General features: G+C 67.4%; 25 protein-coding genes. 12 read left to right on the forward strand and 13 right to left on the reverse strand.

Annotated elements, in window-relative coordinates; genetic code table 11:
• The first annotated feature begins 126 nt into the window (after window positions 1–126).
• The 3 genes from AB0M14_RS32215 (at window position 127) to AB0M14_RS32225 (ending at window position 5,493) form a co-directional block, all read left to right on the forward strand.
• Window positions 127–2,037 carry a VWA domain-containing protein gene (locus AB0M14_RS32215; RefSeq protein ID WP_365001890.1) on the forward strand — a complete coding sequence of 637 codons (1,911 nt, stop codon included), beginning with the start codon at window positions 127–129 and terminating at the stop codon, window positions 2,035–2,037.
• A 110-nt stretch (window positions 2,038–2,147) separates the two neighbouring features.
• The gene (locus tag AB0M14_RS32220; protein WP_365001893.1) at window positions 2,148–4,019 is read left to right on the forward strand and encodes a VWA domain-containing protein; all 1,872 of its coding nucleotides are present in this window, start codon (window positions 2,148–2,150) and stop codon (window positions 4,017–4,019) included.
• Window positions 4,020–4,143: 124 nt separating this feature from the next.
• Window positions 4,144–5,493: a family 1 glycosylhydrolase gene (locus tag AB0M14_RS32225; protein ID WP_365001896.1), complete on the forward strand. Its 1,350-nt coding sequence runs from the start codon at window positions 4,144–4,146 to the stop codon at window positions 5,491–5,493.
• A gap of 2 nt (window positions 5,494–5,495) precedes the next feature.
• Here the strand turns inward: AB0M14_RS32225 and AB0M14_RS32230 are convergent, their stop codons facing one another.
• From AB0M14_RS32230 to AB0M14_RS32240, 3 genes are all read right to left on the reverse strand, one after another.
• Entirely contained in the window at window positions 5,496–6,779 is a 1,284-nt protein-coding gene (locus AB0M14_RS32230) for a cation:proton antiporter (RefSeq protein ID WP_365001898.1), read from the reverse strand.
• A gap of 107 nt (window positions 6,780–6,886) precedes the next feature.
• Window positions 6,887–7,285 carry a DUF6463 family protein gene (locus AB0M14_RS32235; RefSeq protein ID WP_365001901.1) on the reverse strand — a complete coding sequence of 133 codons (399 nt, stop codon included), beginning with the start codon at window positions 7,283–7,285 and terminating at the stop codon, window positions 6,887–6,889.
• Window positions 7,282–7,572, reverse strand: coding sequence for a hypothetical protein (locus tag AB0M14_RS32240; protein WP_365001904.1), 291 nt, complete (start codon window positions 7,570–7,572; stop codon window positions 7,282–7,284). The genes AB0M14_RS32235 and AB0M14_RS32240 overlap by 4 nt, the downstream gene beginning before the upstream one ends.
• Here AB0M14_RS32240 and AB0M14_RS32245 point away from each other — a divergent pair.
• Window positions 7,567–7,716, forward strand: a complete 150-nt coding sequence (locus tag AB0M14_RS32245) for a hypothetical protein (protein ID WP_365001906.1) — start codon at window positions 7,567–7,569, stop codon at window positions 7,714–7,716. The two genes, AB0M14_RS32240 and AB0M14_RS32245, sit on opposite strands and share 6 nt — an antisense overlap.
• A gap of 3 nt (window positions 7,717–7,719) precedes the next feature.
• Complete coding sequence (locus AB0M14_RS32250) at window positions 7,720–8,661, forward strand: alpha/beta hydrolase family protein (RefSeq protein ID WP_365001909.1); 942 nt, start codon at window positions 7,720–7,722, stop codon at window positions 8,659–8,661.
• Window positions 8,662–8,665: 4 nt separating this feature from the next.
• Here AB0M14_RS32250 and AB0M14_RS32255 read toward each other — a convergent pair whose 3' ends face one another.
• A complete protein-coding gene (locus tag AB0M14_RS32255; RefSeq protein WP_365001911.1) occupies window positions 8,666–9,391 on the reverse strand; it encodes an enoyl-CoA hydratase/isomerase family protein in 726 nt (241 codons plus the stop codon).
• Between the two features lie 188 nt (window positions 9,392–9,579).
• On the opposite strand from AB0M14_RS32255, the gene AB0M14_RS32260 reads away from it, so the two are divergent.
• The 3 genes from AB0M14_RS32260 (at window position 9,580) to AB0M14_RS32270 (ending at window position 11,199) form a co-directional block, all read left to right on the forward strand.
• A complete protein-coding gene (locus tag AB0M14_RS32260; RefSeq protein WP_365001914.1) occupies window positions 9,580–10,092 on the forward strand; it encodes a nitroreductase/quinone reductase family protein in 513 nt (170 codons plus the stop codon).
• Window positions 10,093–10,194: 102 nt separating this feature from the next.
• Window positions 10,195–10,599 carry an SRPBCC family protein gene (locus tag AB0M14_RS32265; protein WP_365002048.1) on the forward strand — a complete coding sequence of 135 codons (405 nt, stop codon included), beginning with the start codon at window positions 10,195–10,197 and terminating at the stop codon, window positions 10,597–10,599.
• Window positions 10,600–10,635: 36 nt separating this feature from the next.
• Window positions 10,636–11,199: a hypothetical protein gene (locus tag AB0M14_RS32270; protein ID WP_365001917.1), complete on the forward strand. Its 564-nt coding sequence runs from the start codon at window positions 10,636–10,638 to the stop codon at window positions 11,197–11,199.
• 21 nt (window positions 11,200–11,220) lie between these two features.
• On the opposite strand, the gene AB0M14_RS32275 is transcribed toward AB0M14_RS32270, so the two are convergent.
• Window positions 11,221–12,273, reverse strand: a complete 1,053-nt coding sequence (locus AB0M14_RS32275) for a hypothetical protein (protein WP_365001920.1) — start codon at window positions 12,271–12,273, stop codon at window positions 11,221–11,223.
• A gap of 172 nt (window positions 12,274–12,445) precedes the next feature.
• On the opposite strand from AB0M14_RS32275, the gene AB0M14_RS32280 reads away from it, so the two are divergent.
• Window positions 12,446–13,006, forward strand: a complete 561-nt coding sequence (locus AB0M14_RS32280) for a hypothetical protein (RefSeq protein WP_365001922.1) — start codon at window positions 12,446–12,448, stop codon at window positions 13,004–13,006.
• 9 nt (window positions 13,007–13,015) lie between these two features.
• On the opposite strand, the gene AB0M14_RS32285 is transcribed toward AB0M14_RS32280, so the two are convergent.
• Entirely contained in the window at window positions 13,016–13,810 is a 795-nt protein-coding gene (locus AB0M14_RS32285; protein WP_365002050.1) for an SDR family oxidoreductase, read from the reverse strand.
• 204 nt (window positions 13,811–14,014) lie between these two features.
• Here AB0M14_RS32285 and AB0M14_RS32290 point away from each other — a divergent pair, with 204 nt between their 5' ends.
• Window positions 14,015–15,229 (forward strand): glycoside hydrolase family 76 protein, encoded by a 1,215-nt coding sequence (locus AB0M14_RS32290; protein WP_365001925.1) that lies wholly within the window; start codon window positions 14,015–14,017, stop codon window positions 15,227–15,229.
• 24 nt (window positions 15,230–15,253) lie between these two features.
• On the opposite strand, the gene AB0M14_RS32295 is transcribed toward AB0M14_RS32290, so the two are convergent.
• Window positions 15,254–16,303: an LLM class flavin-dependent oxidoreductase gene (locus tag AB0M14_RS32295; RefSeq protein ID WP_365001927.1), complete on the reverse strand. Its 1,050-nt coding sequence runs from the start codon at window positions 16,301–16,303 to the stop codon at window positions 15,254–15,256.
• On the reverse strand, window positions 16,303–16,815 hold the full coding sequence (locus tag AB0M14_RS32300) for an SRPBCC family protein (protein ID WP_365001930.1): 513 nt from the start codon (window positions 16,813–16,815) through the stop codon (window positions 16,303–16,305). The genes AB0M14_RS32295 and AB0M14_RS32300 overlap by 1 nt, the downstream gene beginning before the upstream one ends.
• Window positions 16,816–16,932: 117 nt before the next feature.
• On the opposite strand from AB0M14_RS32300, the gene AB0M14_RS32305 reads away from it, so the two are divergent.
• Together AB0M14_RS32305 and AB0M14_RS32310 are read left to right on the forward strand one after the other, a co-directional pair.
• Window positions 16,933–17,460, forward strand: a complete 528-nt coding sequence (locus tag AB0M14_RS32305; RefSeq protein ID WP_365001933.1) for a helix-turn-helix domain-containing protein — start codon at window positions 16,933–16,935, stop codon at window positions 17,458–17,460.
• Window positions 17,461–17,603: 143 nt separating this feature from the next.
• Window positions 17,604–19,169: an adenylate/guanylate cyclase domain-containing protein gene (locus AB0M14_RS32310; RefSeq protein ID WP_365001935.1), complete on the forward strand. Its 1,566-nt coding sequence runs from the start codon at window positions 17,604–17,606 to the stop codon at window positions 19,167–19,169.
• Window positions 19,170–19,194: 25 nt separating this feature from the next.
• Here the strand turns inward: AB0M14_RS32310 and AB0M14_RS32315 are convergent, their stop codons facing one another.
• From AB0M14_RS32315 to AB0M14_RS32335, 5 genes are all read right to left on the reverse strand, one after another.
• Entirely contained in the window at window positions 19,195–19,878 is a 684-nt protein-coding gene (locus AB0M14_RS32315; RefSeq protein WP_365001937.1) for a hypothetical protein, read from the reverse strand.
• 40 nt (window positions 19,879–19,918) lie between these two features.
• Window positions 19,919–20,152 (reverse strand): hypothetical protein, encoded by a 234-nt coding sequence (locus AB0M14_RS32320; protein ID WP_365001939.1) that lies wholly within the window; start codon window positions 20,150–20,152, stop codon window positions 19,919–19,921.
• Between the two features lie 105 nt (window positions 20,153–20,257).
• Entirely contained in the window at window positions 20,258–21,004 is a 747-nt protein-coding gene (locus AB0M14_RS32325) for a DUF2071 domain-containing protein (RefSeq protein ID WP_365001942.1), read from the reverse strand.
• Entirely contained in the window at window positions 21,001–21,339 is a 339-nt protein-coding gene (locus AB0M14_RS32330; RefSeq protein WP_365001945.1) for a metalloregulator ArsR/SmtB family transcription factor, read from the reverse strand. The genes AB0M14_RS32325 and AB0M14_RS32330 overlap by 4 nt, the downstream gene beginning before the upstream one ends.
• A gap of 60 nt (window positions 21,340–21,399) precedes the next feature.
• Window positions 21,400–21,771: a MerR family transcriptional regulator gene (locus tag AB0M14_RS32335; protein ID WP_365001948.1), complete on the reverse strand. Its 372-nt coding sequence runs from the start codon at window positions 21,769–21,771 to the stop codon at window positions 21,400–21,402.
• Between the last annotated feature and the right edge of the window lie 2 nt (window positions 21,772–21,773).

A 21,773-nucleotide genomic window follows, 5' to 3' on the forward strand; every position in this document is an offset into this window, starting at 1 on the left:
TGGCACATTCGATGTGCCAGCCTCGTTTTGCTGTCTTCGATTTCGGGTGGCTATCGCAACAGCCGTTGCCGTAGGGTCCGGAGCGCCGGATAAGTCCCTTTCCGGTGGAAACGGAGTGTGGATAGCGTGTCGCGTTTCGCGAAGATCATCGGCCTCGCCGCGGCGGGGGTGATCGGCCTGCTCCCGGGGGCCGCACCCGCCTTGGCCCAGGAATCACCTGGGGGCCAGGACAATCCCGAATACGCACCCACCATGCTGGTGCTCGACGCGTCCGGATCGATGCTGGCTGCCGACCCGAGCGGCGGCACCAAGATGGACGCGGCCAAGACCGCCGTCCGCAATTTCGTCACAGCCGCGCCGACGGCGTCCAAGGTCGGGCTCACCGTGTACGGCACCGGAACCGGGTCCTCCGACGCCGAGAAGGCCGCGGGCTGTAAGGACGTCACCACGTTGCGCGCGGCGGAGACAATCGACAAGAGCGGGCTGACGGCCGCTGTCGACGGGATCGTGCCCAGCGGCTTCACCCCGATCGGCGCGTCGCTGCGCAAAGCAGCCGAATCGCTGCCCAAGGCGGGGCGCAGCTCGATCGTCCTGGTCTCCGACGGACTGGACACCTGTTCGCCGCCCGACCCGTGCGAGGTCGCGAAGGAGCTGACCAAGCAGGGGCATCAGATCGTCATGCACGCCATCGGTTTCGGCGTCGACGGCCCTTCGCGCGCACAGCTGTCCTGCATCGCGCAGACCACCGGCGGCACCTACACCGACGCCGCCGACGGCAGCACGCTGGAACAGGTACTCCCCCGGGTCAGCGCTACCGCGTTGCGGAATTACGCGCCGGCCGGGACCCGGGTCCAGGGCACCGAGCGCTACCGTGACGCACCCCTCGTCGCGCCGGGTCAGTACCTCGATGTCCTCGGCCAGAAGAGCAAGCGGTACTACGCCCTCGACATCCCGGAGGGGTCGACCGCCTACTTCAGCGGCACCGTGTCGTTTCCCCGCCGTACATCCGGCCCGGCGTCCTCGGTCAACCGGCTCGACCTGCGCGTGTACGGACGTGACGGGGACGACTGCAATGTCTACGAGAACGAGCTGCAATCCCGCTCCACCGATGGCGTGGCGTTGACCGTCGGGCAGGTGTTCACCAAGGCCGCCGAACCGAAGACCGGCAGTCCGAGCACCGACCGATGCCGGGGCGGCGGGCGCTACTACTTCACGCTCGAGTGGGCGCATGTCGGTGAGAACTCACCGGAAACGCTCGCCTTGGAGATGAATGTCGGCTTGGAGGCGCCGGTTTCGGACGCGGGCGCGCCGCCTGCCGCGACCACCCCCGTCGCCTTCACGACTCCGGGCGGGCCGGCCCAGCCGGTGGTCGGTGGCGGTTCGTTCAACGTGGCCAGCACGCTCGGCGGATCGGGTCGGTACTCCGATATCTTGCAGCGCGGCGAGTTCGTGTTCTACAAGGTGAAGGTGGAGTGGGGCCAGGGTTTGGCCTATCGAGTGCACTTCGGCGCGACCGACGCGCGCGGCAGCGCCTACACCTCGAACATCAGCACCACGCTGTACACGCCGTTCCGCACCGAGATCGACGACGACACCACCGCTTACACCAGTCGCGACGAGGTCTTGCCAGTCAACGATCCCGCCCTCGCGACCATCCCGATCCGCTACCGCAACCGGGACGCGGACATGGTCAAGCTCCGGGAGCAGTCGGTTCCGGGGTGGTACTACATCGCTGTCAAGCTGAGTCCGGGCAGTGAGCCGGAGCAGGCGCGCACCGTTCCGGTTCCGATCGAACTGGAGGTGAACGTAGTCGGTTCGCCCGAGTCCGGGCCGACTTACCAGTCCACTGGGACACCGACCGGGACTTTCGGTGACGGCGGCAAGCCCGCTGTCGGGGAGCCTGGAACGCAGGCGGCTCCGGCGGGTACGTCGAAGGGTATCTCGCCGTTGGCCTTTGCCGCCGGTGGTGCGGTGGTCGTACTGCTGGTCGGCGGGGTGCTACTGGTCGTGTTGACTCGACGGCGCGGGCGGCGCTGACGCCGAGCAGACAGGGCGGGCCAGGGAATCATCTCTGGCCCGCATCTATATTGTCCCCCAATGCTTTTGGGTCTAGCAGTTTCGAAACTGGTTGTCATAGTCTCGGTTCCGTGCGATTCACGAAGCTGATCAGCGTGGTCGCGGCGGGGGTGATCGGCCTGGTTCCGGGGGCCGCCCCCGCGGCGGCCCAGGCGAACCCCGGACAGAACACACCGGAGTACGCGCCGACCATGCTGGTGCTCGATGCCTCCGGCTCGATGCTGGCCCCGGATTCCGGTGGCGGCGCCAAGATGGATGCCGCGAAGGCCGCGGTACGCAATTTCGTCACCGCGGCGCCCGCGGCGTCGCAGGTCGGGCTGTCGGTGTACGGCACCGGAACCGGATCGACCGATGCCGAAAAAGCCGCGGGCTGCCGGGACGTGCGGGTGCTGCGCAAGGCCGAGACGATCGACAAACCCGCGCTCACCGCCGCGGTCGACGGCATCGTGCCGCGTGGCTACACCCCGATCGGCGCGGCCTTGCGCGCCGCGGCCGAAGCACTGCCCAAGCCAGGGCCGAGTTCGATCGTGCTGGTCTCCGACGGTCTGGACACCTGCGCGCCCCCGGATCCGTGCGAGGTCGCGAAGGAGCTGACCGGGCAGGGGCATCAGATCGTCATGCACGCCATCGGTTTCGGCGTCGACGACGCGTCCCGCACCCAGCTGACCTGCATCGCGCACACCACCGGCGGCACGTACACCGACGCGGCCGACGGCAGCACGCTGGAAAAGGTGCTCCCCCGCGTCAGCGCCGCCGCGCTGCGGAACTACGCACCGGTGGGCACGCGCATCGAAGGCGCCCCGGCGCACCAGACCGCGCCGGTGGCCACACCCGGCCAGTACCTCGACGTCATCGGTCACAAGCAGCAGCGGTTCTACGCGGTCGACATTCCCGAGGGCGCGACCGCCTACTTCAGTGGCACCGTGTCCTTCCCCCGCGGCAAGGACGCGCTCACCGCCAACAACGGACTGAATTTGCAGGTCTTCGGACCCGGCGGTCAGGACTGCCAGGCCGACGAACATCGCACCGCCACCCGGTCCAGCGACGGGATCGCGCTGACGATCGACAAGGTGTGGACCGGTGCGGCCCAGGCGAAAACGGGCAGTGGTGACGGCTGCGAGGGCGGCGGGCGATACTACTTCAGCCTCGAATGGGATCACGTCGCGTTCGGCGCGGCGGCGCAGTTGCCGATCGAACTGCTGGTGGGCGTGGAGCCCGGCGTCGTCGACGCGGGGCCCGCGCCGGATCCGACGCCGACCGCGTTCGCTGTTCCGGCAACGCCTTTCGAGCCGGTGGTCGGTGGCGGATCGTTCAATGTGGCCGCCGAACTCGGCGGGTCCGGCCGATACACCGATATCGTGCAGCGCGGCGAGTTCGTCTTCTACAAGGTGAAAGTCGAGTGGGGCCAGGGGCTCGCCTATCGCGTGCGATTCCTGGAGACGCCGACACAGCGCAGCGAGGGCACGTCGTCGGTCGGGTCGACGTTGTACACGCCTTGGCGCGCGGAAATCGGCACCGCGGGCACGGCTTACACCGGTTCGACGCAGGTCGTGCCCGCCGACGGGAAGGCGCTCGCGACCGTTCCCATCCGGTATCGGAACCGCGAGGCGGCCAACGACAAGGTCGCCGGGCAGTCGGTCGCGGGTTGGTATTACCTCGCCGTGAAGGTCAGCCCGCACGTGCTCACCGGCGCTACCGACGCAGCCGCGGTGCCGATCGAGCTGGAACTCACCGTGACCGGCGATCCGCAGCCCGGACCGAGCTATCAGGGAGCTGCCGGGACCTTCGGCGAGGACGGTCGGCCCAAGGGCCCGCAGGCTGCCCCCGCTGCCGAGCCGGACGGGATTTCAGCCTTGGTGTGGGCCGCCGGTGGTGCGGTTCTGCTGCTGGTAGTCGGTGGTCTCGTGCTGGCACTGAAGCTGCGGCGGCGCGGCGGCGAATAGTCCGGAACGCGCCGAAAGCGTCTGCCTCCCTTGCGAATCTGCGCACTGTAACCGAACTTGACGAACCTGTGTCGGGCATCGCGCAAACGGCACGGCGCCGGTAGGGCGTGGTTACCCTGAGGTGATGCGATTCCAGTTTAGAAGGCATGTCCTGGCTGTACTCGCCGCCGCAACATCGACTCTGCTGCTGTCCGCGCACGCCCAGGCGGTGCCGCCGCTGCGGCCGGTCGCCGGCATCGCGTCGATGGACCCGGGCTTCCTGTGGGGTGTCGCCGCCTCCGGATTCCAATCCGAAGGCCATGCGCCCGACAGCAATTGGACGCGCTACATCCCCGCGCACCCCGACTACGACGCGCTGCACGATTCGGTCGACTTCTACAACAACCACACCTCGGATGTGGACTTGGCGGCCGCGCTCGGCGTGCGGGTCTTCCGGATCGGGATCGAGTGGGCGCGCCTGCAACCGGCGCCGGGAGTCTGGGACGCACAGGCATTCCGCTTCTACGATGCCGTCATCGCGGATATCGTGCGGGCCGGGATGCGCCCGATGATCACCCTCGACCACTGGGTGTACCCGGGCTGGGCGGTGGATCGCGGCGGCTGGCGCAATCCGGGCATGGTCGAGGACTGGCTGACCAACATGCGCGCGGTGGTCGACCGCTACGCTTTCCGCGATCCGCTGTGGGTCGCGGTGAACGAGCCCGCCGCCTACATCTCGCACGAGGTCCGGCGCGGCGCCGCCGACGCCGGCGAGATGCAGGATCGAATCGCCCAGGCGCACAACGCCATCTACGACTACATCCACTACGTCCAGCCCGGCGCGCAGGTGACCAGCAATGTCGGCTACGTCGCCGGCGCGGAGGGCGAGGTCAACGGCGGCTTTCTCGACCGGGTCGGACACCGGCTCGACTATGTCGGGATCGACTATTACTTCGGCTACGATCCGGCGCAGTCGCTGCTCGGAGCCATCACCAGGGCCCTCGGTTCCTCGATGCCGAGCCTGCCCGGCCAGAACATCTGGGACCTCCCGTTGCGCACCGAGGGCATCTACTATGCGCTGCAACACTATTCGCGCCGTTACCCGGGGAAACCGCTCTACATCGTCGAAAACGGGATGCCCACCGACAACGGCCGCCCCCGCGGCGACGGCTACTCCCGCGCCGACCACCTGCGTGACACCGTCTATTGGATCCAGCGCGCCAAGGCCGACGGCATGAACGTCATCGGCTACAACTACTGGAGCATCACCGACAACTACGAATGGGGCAGCTACACACCCCGTTTCGGCCTCTACACGGTCGATGTGCGCACCGACCCCGGCCTGGTTCGCCGCCCCACCGACGCGGTCGGCGCCTACACCCGGCTGGTCGACGAAGGCGGCGTCCCCGCCGACTATCGGCCCACCCGCGCACCCGCCCTCTGCATCCTGGTCGACCCGCCGAACAGCTGCATGCACCCGGTCGCGGCTCCCTAGACTCACAGCACTGCCGGTTGCCTGCCGAGGCGGGCGTGCTCCAGATGGGTCATCACCCAGGCGGCGCTCGCGCCGTGCACGATCACGGACAGCACGATGGTGAACCCGGCTATCGCCCAGATCGTTTCGGCTTCCGCACCGAGGTCGGCCGAGGTCAAGCCGTAGGCGACGTAGTAGATCGATCCGATACCGCGGACACCGAAGCAGGCGGTGACGGCGCGCTCCTTGGGCTCCAGTTCCGGGCAGCGATGCAGGGACAACCATCCCGCGACCGGCCGAAACACGAAAACCAGCAAGACGCCGAGCGCGACTCCCGGCCACGACAATCCGGCCAGCAGGCCGGTGGCGAGCGCCGCGCCGAGCAACAGCAGCACCACCAGGGTCAGCACATGCTCCAACTGTTCGACCAGACTGTGCATCTGTTCGTGGTATCCGCTGTCGCGCTCGATCCGGCGGATGGCGATCGCGCACGCGAACACCGCGAGAAAGCCGTAACCCCCGGCGAGTTCGGTCAGACCGTAGACCGCGAACACCGCCGCCAACGCGACGATCGGTTCCCCGCGCTCGGCGAGACGCGCGTCCCGGATGGGGAACCGGAACAGGCTACGACCGAGCAGGTCGCCGACGATCCCGCCGATCAGCACGCCGATCGCGATCTTCCCGGCGACTTCCCAAGCCAGCCAGCCCGCGAACCAGCCCCGCACCGGACCTTCGGTGGCCAGAAAGATCGCCAGATACACGAACGGAAAGGCCAGCGCGTCGTTGAGCCCCGCCTCCGAGGTGAGCGCGAATCGCACTTCGTCGTCTTCCTCATCCGAGCCCGCCCCGCCCGGCGTCGGCCCCTCGACCTGCACATCCGAAGCCAGCACCGGATCCGTGGGCGCCAACGCCGCGGCGAGCAGCGCGGCGGCGGCAGGCGTCAAAGCCGCCGCCCACCAACCGAACACCGCCACCGCGGCAATGCACAGCGGCATGGTGATCAACAACAGCCGCCAGGTGCAGCGCCAAGTGCGCCGGTTCAGCGGTCGATCGATCGCCAGCCCCACCCCCATCAGGGCCACGATCACGCACACCTCCGCGAGATGTTCGATCACCGCCGGATGCCGCAACGGTGACACCGCCTGCAATCCGCCCGGCCCGATCACCAACCCGCAGACAGCACCGACGCCGAGCATGAGCATCGGAGCCGTGAGCGCCCGATTCTTGACGAGCCGAGGCAGCGTCGCCGCCAGCAGCAGCGCGAGTCCCGCTGCCAGATAAACACGTTCGATATTGAGACTGGTCATCGTTCTGCAAGATCTACCCGGTCCGCACGGACCGAAACTTGGCGCTGACCGCACTCTGACACCGACTGCCGGCAACAGCCTCAGGGAGCCGCCGGTGGATCCGAGGCTCAGCGTTGACGTAGCAAGGCGTACAAGCCGAGGGCGAGGAGGAGCCAGCCGCCCGACGCGGGCATGATCACCGCCATCGGGGCGCCGACGGCGACGAGCGTCCAGCTGATCTCGGCGGGGATGCGGCCGGTGGTGGCGGCGGCGTTGCGGGCGATCAGGCCGAGGCCGAGGTAGGCGATCCCGGCAAGCCCGAACCACAGGGTCGCCATCCGGGCGTGGTCGTCGGGAGTGACCGTGTTCCAGAGTCCGGCTTTCGCGAGCTCGATCCAGATGCCGTCGGTGACCATGAAGACCCAGTGCAAGGCGGCGGCCGCGAGCAGGAGCCGGGGCACCCATCTGGTCGCGGCCGGGTTCGACGGCGGAGCCTCGTTCCGGCCCTGCGGACCAAAGGTGGTCATGGTGTTCTTCTTTCCGGTGCGTTGTCGTGCTGGAGCAGGTCGCCGAGGAGGGTGTACATCTCGCGATGCTGGACCGGGGTGAGCGGCGGGTGCAGCTGACTCCCGCCGATCATGAGGCTGTAGAGCATGCGGGCCAGGGTGCGGGCGGTCTCGGCGTAAAGGTTTTGGGCGTAGGCGAGGCGACGTTCGTCGATACGTTTCTGGATCCGCGCGGCCTGCGCCTCGCTCGCCGCCCACGCCCGGAACGCGTTCTCCAGGTCGGCGCTGTCGCCGCTGGCGGCGTGCAAGATGTCGACCAGCGCTCGGATATTCGCCAGGCCGGTGGCGCCGGTCTGTCGGTCAGCGCGATGATCGCGGTCGTCGTCTCCAGCCGCTATGGATCACGTTTCACTGCAACGGGTTTCATCATGATCATCTGGCGGTATGACTGAAGTATGGCGTTTTCGAGATCTTCGGCCGCGTTCGCGGCAGTTCTGGTGGCCAGCTTTGTGTTGTCTGTCTCGGCCGCTGGTCCGGCCGCGGCGCAGGCGCGGCTCGTGGACGAAGCGCCGTTGGCCGACAACATCTCCCGGATCGACGTGTACTCCCCCGCGATGGATCGGGTGGTAAGCAACCGGGTGATTCACGCGGCCGACGGCCCCGCGCCGACGCTGTACCTGCTGACGGGGCTCGGCGGTGGCGAGGACGGCATTTCCTGGTGGGACGACACCGACGTGCGAGAGTTCTTCGCGGACAAGCACGTCAACGTCGTGATGCCGGTGGGCGGCAAGTACAGCCTGTACACCGATTGGGTCGCCGACGATCCCGCGATCGGCCGCAACCGCTGGCAGACCTACCTCACCCAGGAACTGCCCGGTGTCCTCGACGCGCGCCTGGGCAGCACCGGACGCAACGCGATCGCCGGAGTGTCGATGAGCGCGGGTTCGGCAGTGGATCTGGCGATCCAGTCCGGCAACCTGTACAGCGCGGTCGCGGCCTACAGCGGCTGCCCCTGGTCCGCGGACCCGCTCGGCGCCGCGATGATCAACGCGCAAGTCGGGCGCGGCGGCGCGAACACCGCGAACATGTGGGGCGCCCCCGGCGCCGCGATCTGGCAAGCCCACGACGCCTTCGCCAACGCCGCCGCACTGGCCGGGAAAACCATCTACCTGTCCGCCGCCACCGGCGCCCCGGGCGCGATCGACGAAGGCGGACTACCTTTCCCGCCGGTCGAAGCCATCGCCAGCTCCTGCACCGCGGCGTTCGCGGCCCGCCTGACCCAACTCGGACTGCCCGTCATCCACGTCAACCGGCCGGAGGGCTCCCACACCTGGGGCCAGTTCGAAACCGACCTGCACGACTCCTGGCCGCACCTCGCCCGCGCCATCGGCGCCTGACCCGCTACGCGCTGGACGTTTCCGACCGCCTGATCAGCGCGTGGTCGCTGTAGCCGACGACCGGCTCTTGCAGTGCGTCCACGGCGTGGCGATGCAGGGCCGTCTTGATCTCGGCCAGGACCGGGCCGCGGGTGTGGGCCAGCGATCGCGCGTACTCGACGGCGTCCGGGAGCACACGGTCGGATTCCGCGGTCGCGTCGACCAGGCCGGCGGCGAGGGCGTCGGCGGCGCCGTAGCGACGCCCGGAGACCAACGCCTCGTGCGCGATTCGGGCCGGGAGCCTGGATCGGAGCATGGCGACGGTCGCGTAGGCGTAGTTCGCGCCCAGGCTGACGCCCGGAAAGCAGAGGTATCCGCGATCGGCGCGCATGACTCGATGATCGTGGGCGACGGCCAGGAAGGCGCCGGCCCCGAAGGTATGGCCGTTGAGGGCGGCGATCACCGGCATCGGCAAGGTGAGGATGCGCCGGAAGAGCTGCTGCACTTCGGTGAGATACCAGTCGGCGCGTTCCGGCTGTCCGGCGCACCAGGCCAGGTCCGCGCCGGTGGAGTAATGCTTGCCGTCGCCGGTGGTGACCAGCGCCGCGGGGCCCTCGCTCGCGAGCGCCTCGTCGAGGATCGCGTTCATCCCGGACAGCCAGTCGGGATGGAACCGGTTCTCGGAATCCTGCTCCCCCGGTGCACCGAGATGCACGATGAACACGTCGCCGTCACGCCGCATGTATGGCATCGGGGCAACCTACCGCAAACATTTTCCGCTGCCCGCATCCGACACGCCGCTGCCGGTTTTGCCGGATTATCCGAGGTAGCAGGCGTTTTCGGCGAGATCTCCGGTCAGCAGCGGCCTCGGAAAAATATGTCGGGATCTCTCGTCAGGTTAGGACCGTAACTGTCCTATCGACCGGACATACTTGATTCATGAGCGAAATCGAATCGACTGCGGGACAGCCGGATCAGGCCGACATCACCGACTACAACGATCCGAACGCGCCGTGGAACCAGGCGTGGGACCAGGAGGGCAGCATCGCCAACTGGAACGATGATGTGATCAAGGAGTTCCGGGAGAACTCGGGCGCGGTCGGCGGCGCTTACGCGGGCGGCGACCTCATCCTGCTCACGACCACCGGAGCCAAGAGCGGCAAACAGCACACGACCCCGCTGGGACCGCTGTACCGGGACAACACCATGTACGTCAGCTCGTTCATCGAGGACAAGTACCCGGCCTGGTGGTACAACATCAAGGCGAATCCGCAGGTCACCATCGAGCTCCGGGACAAGACCTATCAGGCGACCGGCACGGTGCTCGAAGGTGCGGACTACGACGAGTTCGCGACCTGGGTACTGACCAACAACCCGCTGCTGGCGGACTTCCAATCCAAGGTCGACCGCCCCGTTCCGCTGGTCGTGCTGACCCTCGACGGCGAGGGCTGAGCGCGACCCGTCGTGGCCACGAACCGCCCCTGTTAACGTACGAGAATGCAGGACAGCGTCACAGTTCGAATGGCCGCCCCCGCCGAAAAGATTTAGCGACTCATCAGTGACATCACCAACACCGGCAAGTTCAGCCCCGAAACGATCGCCGCCGAATGGCTCGGCGGCGCAACCGAACCCGCGGTCGGCGCCAAGTTCCGCGGCCGAGTCAACCGCAACGGCTGGGGCCTGAAGTACTGGACCGTTTGCCGGATCATCGCCGCCGACCCGGGCCGGGAATTCGCCTTCACCGTGCTCGGGCCGGGCGGCACCCCCGTCAACACCTGGCGCTACCGCCTGGAACCCGTCGACGGCGGCACCGACGTCACCGACGTCACCGAATCCTTCCACCTCCACCCCAGCCCACCCCTCCGGCTGTACTGGCTGATCGCCGGCCGAGCCCGCGGGCGAACCAACCGAAAAGGTATGCAGGAGACGCTGGAACGAATCAAAGCCGTTGTCGAATAACAGCGGCTCGAATTCGCTGTGCGGCAAGGTGGTTCGATGGCTGCCGTGATTCGCTCTCGGGTAAGGGCCTTTGCACTGGTGGTTCTGGCGCTTGCGTCGACGGTCGCTGTGATCCTGGCAGTTCTCGGCTTCCTGCTGCACAGACTCACGGCTGCAGTGGAAGACGCACCCGGATACATCGTGAAAAGCTATTCCGACAGCGCGGCCAGGGATGAAATGGCCCGCCTGTTCCACATCCACATCCCTGCCAATTGGCAGCTGGTGCAGCTGACGTCCAGCTGCCGCGTGGGTATGGTCTTGAAGAGGTGCTGGTACGAAGGCTCCTTTACCGGCCCGCCCGCCGAATTCAGCCTTTACCCTTCGATTTTCCAAGCGCGCCCACCCGAGACCATCGATCAACCGCCGGCCCAACCCGTCACCTGCGACGATCTAGCCGCCAAACAGATACTCCCGCTGGCGGCCGGTCTCGATTGCACCGCTCAACAACACCTCGTCCTCAGCGAGTTCACCGTCAACAAAACCATGCCACGCGTCGGCAACGTGCTGATCGCAGGCTCAGCCACGGCGACCACTGTTCGAATAAAGCTGGGGCTCCTCTAATACTTGGACACGCGAGCGTGCTCAGTAGTTGAAATCTGGTGCGTCGACAGGGATGACGGGAGTCCAGGGGTTGCTGTGAAGGTCACGTTCTGGGATGGGAACACCGTGGAACCAACCGTGTGTCCGGTCGGCGGGCGTGGTCGGACGCGAATCGATGTAGTCCAGGTGTAGCCAAGACCATTGCTGGTGGGCCGGGCACGGGCCGGTCCGTGGGCTGGGGTCGCTGACCACCTCGGCTTGAACCAGTACATCCAGGTGGTAGGCAGCCGCGAACCAGCGAGCGGTATCGCGTTCGGCCGGACTCGGATCGCGGTGCCAGGTGGTGCTCAGCGCGCGGTCGTCGCCGAGCCCACCTGCGCCGATCGAACGCGCCGCCAGTCGGCGGACCATCGGGGCGGATTCGGTCAGATCTGCATATAAGCCTTGGGCTACCAGGGAATTGGCGTAGTGGCCGGGTCCGTTCACCGAGATCATCACGCCGCCGGGTATCCGGCGATCGTGATGCCGGCGCAGGTGCGCACCGGTGTGGAACAGTTGCACGCTGCCTTTGAACAATCGCAGCACTCCATCGTGCCCGCGCAGCGGGATGGCTTCGGTATAGATCACATCCGCCTCGATGGGCGCCAGTTCGGTCAGATACAGCGAAGCCAACGTGGTGCAAACCTCGGTGAAGGCGGGGCTGGGGCGGGCATAAGCGAGTTGGCGACTGTTGAAGATCACCAGAAAGGCACTGCTGCGCCCACGCGCGGCCTGTTCTTTCCAGAGCCGGCGGTCCGCGGCGATCTGCGTTGCGACAGCCCGCGGACCAGCGGCCAGAGCCTGTTCGCTGACCCAGCACAGGTTCATTGCCAGTCCCCGAGCGGGCGCGCCGGACTTCGTGGCCATCCGCCCGAACACGCACGGTTGATGGCGTGCGGCCCAGTCCAGGAACGCCGCCCGCTTCACCGCCTCGTCCGCGTCGGACAACAGCACCTCGTTGGCGGTGTCGATGTCGGCGCCGAACGAGGTTCCCGGCGGGTATCGATCGAGACTGTCGAGGGCGGCAAACGACAAACCCGCCGGAATCGGTGTCATCGTGGCCTCGGTGTCGGGGGCGATGAAGCTCAGGACCGCAGCGAGTCTGCCCGGAGAGCCGAAGCCCTCGCACGCCGCCACGCCGTAAGAGCTGCAACGAGTCGGCCGGAACGAGTTCGCATCGCGAAACCACAGGCTGAATCGCACTCGGCGGCGCGGTAATGTCGCGGCGGTGGGGAGCGACAGCCGTTATGACGCATATGAAGACGACCTCTGGCAACGGCTGGCCGGACTACTGCCCTCGGCCGCGGACGCCGAGAACTTTCGCGACTGCCGAGAATCCGGCCATCAGGAGGCCGGGTTGTGGATCTTGCTGGAACGGCTTCTCGAACACCGGATTCCGATCAACGACCGAACCCGGGCCGAGATCGAGGTTCTCGCCGAGCAGTGGGGTGAGCGGCTGGCCCGGCACGACCGAATCACCGCCTGCGTCCGGGATTCCACCGGCGAAGCTTCTATTCGACTACTGCCCGACGAACACTCGACACCAGTCGATCCAGCCACGATCGGCATCACCGACCCCGTACTGACCGGCTTGCTAGTTGTCCCGTGGCTGGAATGCCTGCGATGCGACCGAGTACTGGCGCGGGTCCACGCGGAGGAGCCGTGGGGCGACCTGAGCTATCTGGCCACTCATTACATCCTGTGGCATCGCACCGCATCTGATGCCGACCTCGAAACCTTCGATGAGCCGAACCTGCACAGCGCCTTCGAATCGCTTCTGAACTGCTGAGTGGTCGGCTCAGGGCAGGATGGAGTCGACGTAGCCGCCGTCGACGCGCAGCGCGCCGCCGGTGGTGGCCGAGGCGAACGGCGAACTCAGGTAGACGACCATGTTGGCGATCTCCTCGGGTTCGATGAGGCGCTGGAGCAGCGATTGCGGGCGATGCTCGATCATGAACTGGCGTTGCGCCTGGTCCCATGGCAGGTCGTCGCCGACCAGTTGCCGGACGAAGTCTTCGACGCCGCCGGTATGCGTCGGTCCGGCGAGCACGGAATTGACGGTGACTCCGGTCCCGGCGGCCTCCTTGGCGAAGCCGCGTCCGACCGCGAGCAGCGCGGTCTTGCTCATCCCATAATGGATCATCTCGGCGGGGATGGCGACGGCGGAGTCACTGGCGAGGTTCAGGACTCGGCCCCAGCCGCGCTCCCGCATACCGGGCAGGTAGGCGCGGATCAGCCGCACGGCGGCGAGCACGTTGACCTCGAAGTAGCGCCGCCACTCGGCGTCGTCGATCTCGAGGGCCGGGGTAGCGCCGAAAATCCCCAGGTTGTTGACCAGGATATCGACCTGGGGGAAGGCGTCGAGCACAGCTCGCGCGCCGTCCTCGGCGGCGAGATCGCCAGGGGCCGCGGCGATCTCGCCGTTCCTGGTCTCACTTCGCAGCTCGGCCACGACCTGCTCGACCCGCGCGCCCTCGCGACCGTTGATCAGGACGCGCGCACCGGCGCGCGCGAGCCCGACCGCGATGGCGCGGCCGATGCCCTGGGTGGACCCGGTGACCAGAGCGGTGCGTCCGGACAGATCGATATGCACGGTGGGCCTTTCTGTCACAGGGAGTCTCCGCTGCACGATAACCCGAGGTCGGGCGTCTGAGTGGGAAGGGAGTGGCAGTTCGCCGGAGCCAGTCGCAGAAGTCGGCCGATCCGCCTCAGCGCGGCCGGGGCCTTGGCGAGATAGGCTTGAACCGAGCGGTTCTCATTGTCGGTGATCATTGATCTGGCGGAGGAGCCTGTGCGGATGGATCACCGGCACTCAGGGGTCAGCCGCCGCCAGTTATTGATCGCGGCGGGGTCCTCGGTCGCGATCACCGCGGTGACCCGACCGGCGCCGACCGGGAGCATCACGCGGAATGTCAGCCCGTATGCCGCGGGCCCCGAGGCGAGCAGGCAGCGGGCCGAATCGGCCGAGCAGGCGATCGTGCGGCGGCATGTGCGGTCGCTCTGGGGGCAGCCGGGATTGCGACTGGGCAAGCTGGTGTGGCCGTCGTCGGTGGCGGATCTGTCGTTCGTGAAATGGTGTTACTGGTGGCAGGCACACCTACTGGACTGTGCGGTGGACGCCGCCCACCGCACCCGCGACCCGGAACGGCTCGACCGGGTAGCCGCTCTCGCACGCGGTATTCGAACCCGCAATCTCACCGGCTGGACCAACCGGTACTACGACGACATGGGATGGCTGGCGATCACGCTCGAACGCGCCGATCGACTACTCGGCGTCCGGTTCGGTGACGCCGTCGGAGATTTGCGGGAGGCGTTGCTCGCCGGCTGGAATCCGGAGGTCGGCGCGGTGCCCTGGCGGTTCGGCGACGACTACTACAACACTCCCGCGATCGGCCCGACCGGCATCGCCTTCGCGCGACTGGGCGAACTATCCCGCGCCGGGCAGTTGGCCGACTTCCTGCACACCCGCTTGCGGGACCCCGGCAGCGGCCTGACCCTCGACGGAGTCCACGAGCCCGGCGGGCAGGTGAACCGCACCACCCTGACCTACTGCCAGGGCGTCGCCATCGGACTGGAAACCGAATTGGCCGTGCGCACAAGCGATTCGGCCCGGCGCCGCCGCGTGACGGACCTCGTCGCGGCGACCGGCGCCGGACTCACGAACGCGGGCGTGATCGCCGCGTCCGGCGGCGACGATTCCGGGCTGTTCATGGGCATCCTCGCCCGCTATCTCGCCGAAGCCGCGCTGGCGCTGGACGACACCACCGCCGCACGGATCGTGCACGATTCCGCCCGGGCGGCCTGGGAGAACCGCGCCGAGGTGGACGGACTCCCGCTGTTCGGGGTGGATTGGTCCCGCCCGGTCACCGTGTCGGGCGTTCCGCAGATCGTCGCCCACCTCATGCTGGCCCCCGAGTCGCCCGCGGAGAACCTGAGTCCCGATCTGTCGGTTCAGCTCAGCGGGTGGATGCTGCTCGAAGCCGACCACCGGCTCACCGCCGCCGGACTGTGAACCGGTGGTGCCGCGCGGAGCGAGCTATGCGGAAGGCAGCGTGTCGATCAGCTCGATGCCCTGGGCGAGGTTGTCCAGGCGTGCCGCGAGCGTGTCACCGGCAGGGTAGAGCCGCACCGTATTCACGCCCGCGCTCTGCCAGACCGACAACCGATCCCGGACCATCTCGCGCGTGCCGATGAGCGTGGTCGCCAGCACCATCTCGTCCGAGATCAGCGCCGCGGCCCCCGCGCGATCGCCACTGTGCCAGCGCTCGTGCACCTCGGCGGCGACCTCCGACCAGCCTTGGCGGCTGTAGGCGGCGTTGTAGAAGTTGGTGGTCGCCGTGCCCATCGCCGCGAGCGAGAACGCGAGCTCGAGTTTCCGGCTGCCGATCACCCGCGGCAATTCGCTCTCGTCGGGAACAATGTTGACCTCCGCCCCCTGACAGATGTCCAGATCGGATCGGGTACGCCCGGAGCGCGCCAGCCCGGTATCCAGGTGCGTGAAATACGCGTCCTGTGCGCCCTCGGGAACGAAACTGGTACCGAGCCAGCCGTCCGCGACCTCCCCGGTGAGTTCGAGCATCTTCGGCGAGAGAGTCGCCAGATAGATCGGCACCTCTACCGGCGCGAGGCTGACCCGCATGGGCCGGCCCTGTCCATCCGGCAGCGGAATCGCGAACTCGCTGCCCCGGTACGACACCTTCGCGCCGGACATGACCTGGCGCACGATCTCGATCGTCTCGCGCATCCGGCGCAGCGGGCGCGCGAACGAAACTCCGTGCAGCCCTTCGATAACCTGTGGCCCCGAGGCGCCCAGGCCGAGCCGGAATCGGCCATTCGACAACTGCGCCAACGTCATCGCGGTTTGCGCGATCGTCACCGGCGAGCGGGTGGCGAGCTGGATGATCCCCGATCCCAGCACGATGGTGTCGGTGCGCGCCGCCAGGTATCCCAGCGGCGAGGGTGCGTCGCTCCCCCACGCCTCCGCGACCCAGCACATGTCCAAGCCCAGCTTCTCGGCTTCGACGACGAAATCGCTGATCTCACGCCACTCGCCGCCGGTGCCCTCGACGGTGGTCGCGGTACGCATCAACGCTCCTCTTCGGCGAGCTGTTTGATCGCGGCCAGATTCGCCGTGATCCCGTTCTCGAACTCGCGCAGCCGCACGAAGACGATCTTCTGCTCCTTCTCCGGCATGGCGTCGATCGCGAAGCTCAACCCGGACCGGGCGGGACCCATCTGTGCCTGCTGTTCGAGCAGCGTTCCGGCACCCTGCGCGCGCAGACTGAACCGCCACACCGAGGAGGGATGCCCCGGATCGCCGACTGCCCAGGCGAATCGCGCCGGCGGCTGGTACTCGACCACGGTGCAGATCGTTTCCCACTCCCCCAGTGATGGATGAGCGTTGCGTCCGACGAAGCGGCGCCCGACGCCGGGGGCGGTCGCGTCATCGAGCCAGGCGACGTCGCGGACCTCGGAGCTCAGGGTGGGCATCAGGTGGATATCGCTCACCAGCTCCCACACCGAGGAAGGGGGCGCGTCGATGTAGGTATCGACCGCTATCACTGGCGTATCCGCATAGACCTGTCCGGTCCACTCCATAGCGTTCCTCTCTCAAGCAATCTACCTCCATAGTTGCGTAATCAGACCCACTAATCAAGAGGGTGGCACCGCCAGGAACTGCTAGGTCTCATCATTGGATCGTCTACGATGGAACCCATGAGGCGCACCTCGTTCGCGAATTGGCCCTGCTCGTTCGCCCGCACCATCGACCTGCTGGGCGACTCGTGGACGCCCCTGGTCCTGCGGGAAGCCTTCTACGGGGTCCGCCGATTCGACGAATTCCAGCAGGGGCTCGGAATCGCCCGTAACACCCTCTCGGAACGGTTACGGCGACTCGTCGACGAGGGACTGCTCGACAAACGCGTCTACGAGACCCAGCCGGTGCGGCACGAATACGTGCTGACCGAATCAGGCCGGGACTTCTACACGGTGGTGGCGGCGATGACCCGCTGGGGCGATCGCTGGCTGGCCGACGAGTCCGGTCCACCGCTGGTCTTCCATCACGAACCCTGCGGACACGACAGCACCGCCGAGATCGTCTGCGGACATTGCCGCCAACCCCTGGACGTCCACGACGTGACGCCGCGCCCAGGCCCCGGCTACCCGGCAAAACTACTGAGCCGCCCGGATGTCCGGCAGCGGTTCCGGCTCGACGAGGATCCGGCGGGTCATCGGAGCGTCTGAGTTGCGAGCACCGTTCGACACGGGCTAGCCTCAGTGCACACTTGTTCACTCAATGAGCTGAAGCTGGTCGTCCCGCACGCAGCGCCCGGCAGCTATGGTTGCCCAGCCTCGAACGATGTAGCGCCGGAAAGGGCGGGCACAGCATGCTGCGCAGCAACGACCCACTCACGGCGGCGCCGTGGGGGTCGCGGCTACTCGGACGCGAGGATGAGACCGCGGGCAGGCGGCGGCTTCGCATCCAGGTGCTGTTGACGGTGCCGATCGTGCTGGCCAACCTGGCCGGCGTCATCGTGTCGATCACGCTGATCGGTTTCGTGCTTCCCGGACCGTCGGTCTTCACCGAGAAACTCATCCTGGTCGATGCCGTCGCCGCTCCGGTGTACGCGGTGGCGGCGATGGTGATCGGTGTCTGGTGGGGTACCGCGCGCGGTTTGCGCGCGCTGGGCTGGGCCCTCGACCCCGACTCGGTACCCACCGAACAACAGCAGACCGCCGCGGCCGCGGTGCCACGGCGGCTGGTGCGCATGCAGGCGGTGCTGTGGTTCGGCGGAGTGCTCGTGCTCACGCTGCTCGCCGGACTCGCCGACCCCCGGTTGATCGCCAAGGTCGCGTTCGGCATCACCCTCAGCGCGGTCGTGGTGTGCGCGAGCACCTACCTGATCATCGAATTCGCGTTGCGTCCGGTGACCTCACGGGTCCTGTCGGCTCGAACGTCCCGCTCCCCCACCGGAATCGGCGTTTTCGGGCGATCGCTGCTGATGTGGCTGGTCGGCTCGGGCCTGCCCGTGGCGGGGCTGATGGTCTTGGCGGTGCTCGCGCTGTGCACCGACGACGTGAGCACGGCGCGGCTGGCGGTGTGCGTCCTGTCGCTGGGCGGTGCGGCCCTGCTGATCGGCCTGCTGCTGATGACCCAGACATTGGCCGCGGCTGTCGCCCCGATCAACGGTGTGCGCCGCGCCATGCGCGAAGTGGAGAAGGGTGAATTCGACCTGGAGCTCCCCGTCTACGACGGCACCGAATTGGGTGAACTGCAAAGCGGATTCAACAGCATGGTCAGCGGCTTGCGCGAACGCGAGCAGATCCGGGACCTGTTCGGCAGGCACGTCGGCCGCGAGGTCGCCGACGCCGCGCTGACCGGCGACGCGCGGCTGGGCGGGATCGAGGTCGAAGCGGCGGCCCTGTTCATCGACATCGTCGGCTCCACCACCATGGCCGCGTCCCTCCCCGCCCCCGACATGGTCGCGATTCTCAATCGCTTCTTCGGGGTGGTGGTGGACGAGGTGGAACGCCACGGCGGCCTGCTCAACAAGTTCGAGGGTGACGCCGCGCTGGCCGTATTCGGCACGCCCACACCGCTTCCCGACGCCGCGGGCGCCGCCTTGGCGTGCGGCCGCGCGATCCGTGCCCGGCTCGACACCGACGGCACGGATTTCGTGGCGGCGATCGGCATCGCCGAAGGCCGTGTCGTCGCGGGCAATGTCGGCGCCCGGCAGCGCTACGAATTCACGGTGATCGGTGACGCGGTGAACGAAGCCGCCCGGCTTTGCGAACTGGCGAAACAGGATTCCCTGCTGCTCACCTCGGACAAGACGGTCACCGCGGCCGATCCTGCCGAAGCCGAGCACTGGCAGCTCGGCGAGTCGGTGGCCCTGCGCGGCCGGCTGGCCCCGACCCGCCTGGCTCGTCCAGCGCACGCACCCGGCAACTGACCCGCGTCAGCGACGCCGCAGCTCGTCAGCTCGCGGCGAGAACCGCGGCATCCACATACAGTGGATCGCGGGCGATCGCGGCGAAATTCGACGCGCCGCCCACCGATTCCTCGACCGCGGCCAACCGGACGAGCAGATCGAAGTAGCTCGCCTCGGCCGTCCGCAACTGCGCGATCGTCGCCGTGAGATCGGTATCGGCGAGGAACCGCGCACCCTCGGCACCCACCGACAGGGTCGCCAACCAGCCGTCCGAATCGGCCGCGAACATCGATCCGCTGGTCTCGGCCCAGAACAACACCACGCTCGGCGCCGAACTCCACCGCCCGGCCGCGGCGAGCAGCACCAGCGCGGTATAGATGTTGGCCTCACAAAACCCGAAGTGCATCAGATACGCCTCGAGCGCCCCCTCCCGATACCGCAGTACATAGGTCAGTCCACCGGCGTCCTCCCCGAAGCAGTCGCCGAAGTACTCCCGAGGCGTTACCCCTTGCTCGGCGTGCCGCCAATCCGGCTCCTTCCCGTCCCAGAACCACCCCGCATACATCGCATCGTGATTCTCGATGACCTCCGGCCCCGGCGCCGGCGTCGCCAACCACTGCTCGAACTCCTTCCGCCCCAGCGGAATTCGAGCAGCGACAACAAACGTGTCCGACACAACCGGCTCCTCGGCGATCTCGACGGCGCCCGCCATCCCGGGCCCACGCGCCATCCTAAGATCCCGCGGCGGTACCGGCCTGTGCTGGACGTCCTCACCACTGCGCGGTGAGCTCGACCGGCACCAGCCCCTCTTCACGCCGCAGCCGCTCAGCGACCGAGATGAGCTCGGCGAGCGCCGCATCCGACAACCCCGGCGCGACTCTGCTGACCAGATGTACGGTGCGGTTGCGGTGATCCGGCGTCGGCATTGCCTCCCGGCCGTCGAGTGCCGCGGCACTCGACGAGCCGACAGTGTTCTGCAAGGCGGATTCTCGCGTTTGGGGCACGTTCGGTCTTCCTCCAGTTAGAAGTGTGGGTATGCGGTGGCGCTGAACAGGGATCAAGATCGGTCGTGGTGACCCGAACGCGCGCAATACCCGCCTCGGAGGACTTCAAACAGCTGTCGCGGGCGCATCCTTCACGTCGAGCGACTCGAGGGGGCGCCAGGTGACCGGCACCTGCCGCATCAGGAGTGCGCAGTCGAGTTCCGCGGTGCCGGGCGGGAACCGGTTGGGGTCGTCGAAGATGGTGGATCGAACCGAGTGGATGTCGACCGGCTCGATCTGCCAGGCGTCCGTGTGGAGTTCGAGCCCGTCGAGGCGGTGGCCGCCGCGGGTGGCCGAGTAGCCGGCCGAGCCTTGCTGGAAGAACGCCGAGGCCTGCGCCAGGTCGGCGAACAGTTCGCTGCCCTGGAATCGCTCGGTGGTCCCGACATCCACACTCACGGAGATGGTTTCGTCGCGGGTGTGGTAGGCGACGTGCAGGTCCTGCGGCGTTTCGCGGACGTCGAACCGCGCCGCGCTGTGCTCGCCGGGAAAGAGCCGGCCACCGGCGAGGATGTTGATCAGCGAGTTGCTGTCGCGCCGCGAGATATAGACACCGCTCGACTGTCCCTGCGGACCGTCCCATTCGACCGCGATGCGATGTGCCGCGTTCTCGGTGCGCAATCCGACCCAGCCGGGTAGCCCCCTGGGCCGGAACTGTCCGAGGCGAACCAGGCAGATGCCGGCCACCGCCCAGCCGTTGACCAAATGTGGTCGCATCGTCGGCGGCATCATGCTCACGGCTATCTCGGGGTCGACCCGGTAGTTCACCAGCAGGCGACGCTCGATGACGCTGGACATCCGCGGCGGTCTCATCCGGCTGCTCCGTTCTTGGTATCGCGCCCCCGGCGCTGCTTGACGATGACCTGCTCCGGGCAGATCGCGCTCAGAAACCTGCCGACGCACAACGCCAGTCGTTCCTCGACCAGCGAGTAGTAGATCCGATTGGCCTCCCGCCGCTCCCGGATCAGCCCGGCCGACTTGAGGATGCCCAGATGCCGGGAGATCGAAGGACCGCTGATCGGGAACCGGGCGGTGATATCCCCCGCGGTCAGCTCGCCGGAGCGCAGGTCCTCCAGGATCTGGCGGCGCGTCGAATCGGCCAGTGCGCGAAACACTCCAGCTTCCTCGGCGGGGTCGATCTCGGTCATGTTTTGGACATTAGCACTCTAGCTAAATAGCGAACAAGAGCCGAGAATCACACCGACGAGTCAGCGACCAGCCGCGTGCACGCGAGTGGTCGCGGTGATGATGGAAGCCAAAGCGCGCCGGGTGTTCTCGAGATCGCTCATCGCGCTCGAGATCCTGTCGTGTTCGCGACGCAGGTCGTCGAGCAATGCGGGGCAGGCCGCGGCCAGACCCGTCTCGGTGTCGACTGTGCACGGCAGCACTTGGGCAATGGTCGCCGTGTTGAGGCCTGCGCTCAGCAGCACTCGAATCCGTTGCACGCGCTCCACATCGGGCTCCGTGTAGATCCGGTAACCGCTGTTCACCCGCCGTGGCGCGAGCAGGCCCTGTTCCTCGTAGTAGCGCAACAGCCGACGGCTGACCCGGGTCCGCCGTGACAGTTCACCGATCCACATCG

The sequence above is a fragment of the Nocardia sp. NPDC051832 genome, from assembly GCF_040681285.1.
Lineage (GTDB): Bacteria > Actinomycetota > Actinomycetes > Mycobacteriales > Mycobacteriaceae > Nocardia.

Bases quoted from the DNA above. Each gene is read 5' to 3' on its own strand.
- AB0M14_RS32325 (WP_365001942.1), bottom strand. From the start codon at position 21,004: ATGAGACCGCCGCGGATGTCCAGCGTCATCGAGCGTCGCCTGCTGGTG.
- AB0M14_RS32290 (WP_365001925.1), top strand. From the start codon at position 14,015: ATGGATCACCGGCACTCAGGGGTCAGCCGCCGCCAGTTATTGATCGCG.
- AB0M14_RS32330 (WP_365001945.1), bottom strand. From the start codon at position 21,339: ATGACCGAGATCGACCCCGCCGAGGAAGCTGGAGTGTTTCGCGCACTG.
- AB0M14_RS32250 (WP_365001909.1), top strand. From the start codon at position 7,720: ATGGCGTTTTCGAGATCTTCGGCCGCGTTCGCGGCAGTTCTGGTGGCC.
- AB0M14_RS32305 (WP_365001933.1), top strand. From the start codon at position 16,933: ATGAGGCGCACCTCGTTCGCGAATTGGCCCTGCTCGTTCGCCCGCACC.
- AB0M14_RS32335 (WP_365001948.1), bottom strand. From the start codon at position 21,771: ATGTGGATCGGTGAACTGTCACGGCGGACCCGGGTCAGCCGTCGGCTG.
- AB0M14_RS32310 (WP_365001935.1), top strand. From the start codon at position 17,604: ATGCTGCGCAGCAACGACCCACTCACGGCGGCGCCGTGGGGGTCGCGG.
- AB0M14_RS32295 (WP_365001927.1), bottom strand. From the start codon at position 16,303: ATGCGTACCGCGACCACCGTCGAGGGCACCGGCGGCGAGTGGCGTGAG.
- AB0M14_RS32315 (WP_365001937.1), bottom strand. From the start codon at position 19,878: ATGGCGCGTGGGCCCGGGATGGCGGGCGCCGTCGAGATCGCCGAGGAG.
- AB0M14_RS32255 (WP_365001911.1), bottom strand. From the start codon at position 9,391: ATGCCATACATGCGGCGTGACGGCGACGTGTTCATCGTGCATCTCGGT.
- AB0M14_RS32230 (WP_365001898.1), bottom strand. From the start codon at position 6,779: ATGACCAGTCTCAATATCGAACGTGTTTATCTGGCAGCGGGACTCGCG.
- AB0M14_RS32235 (WP_365001901.1), bottom strand. From the start codon at position 7,285: ATGACCACCTTTGGTCCGCAGGGCCGGAACGAGGCTCCGCCGTCGAAC.
- AB0M14_RS32275 (WP_365001920.1), bottom strand. From the start codon at position 12,273: ATGACACCGATTCCGGCGGGTTTGTCGTTTGCCGCCCTCGACAGTCTC.
- AB0M14_RS32270 (WP_365001917.1), top strand. From the start codon at position 10,636: ATGGCTGCCGTGATTCGCTCTCGGGTAAGGGCCTTTGCACTGGTGGTT.
- AB0M14_RS32300 (WP_365001930.1), bottom strand. From the start codon at position 16,815: ATGGAGTGGACCGGACAGGTCTATGCGGATACGCCAGTGATAGCGGTC.
- AB0M14_RS32225 (WP_365001896.1), top strand. From the start codon at position 4,144: ATGCGATTCCAGTTTAGAAGGCATGTCCTGGCTGTACTCGCCGCCGCA.
- AB0M14_RS32260 (WP_365001914.1), top strand. From the start codon at position 9,580: ATGAGCGAAATCGAATCGACTGCGGGACAGCCGGATCAGGCCGACATC.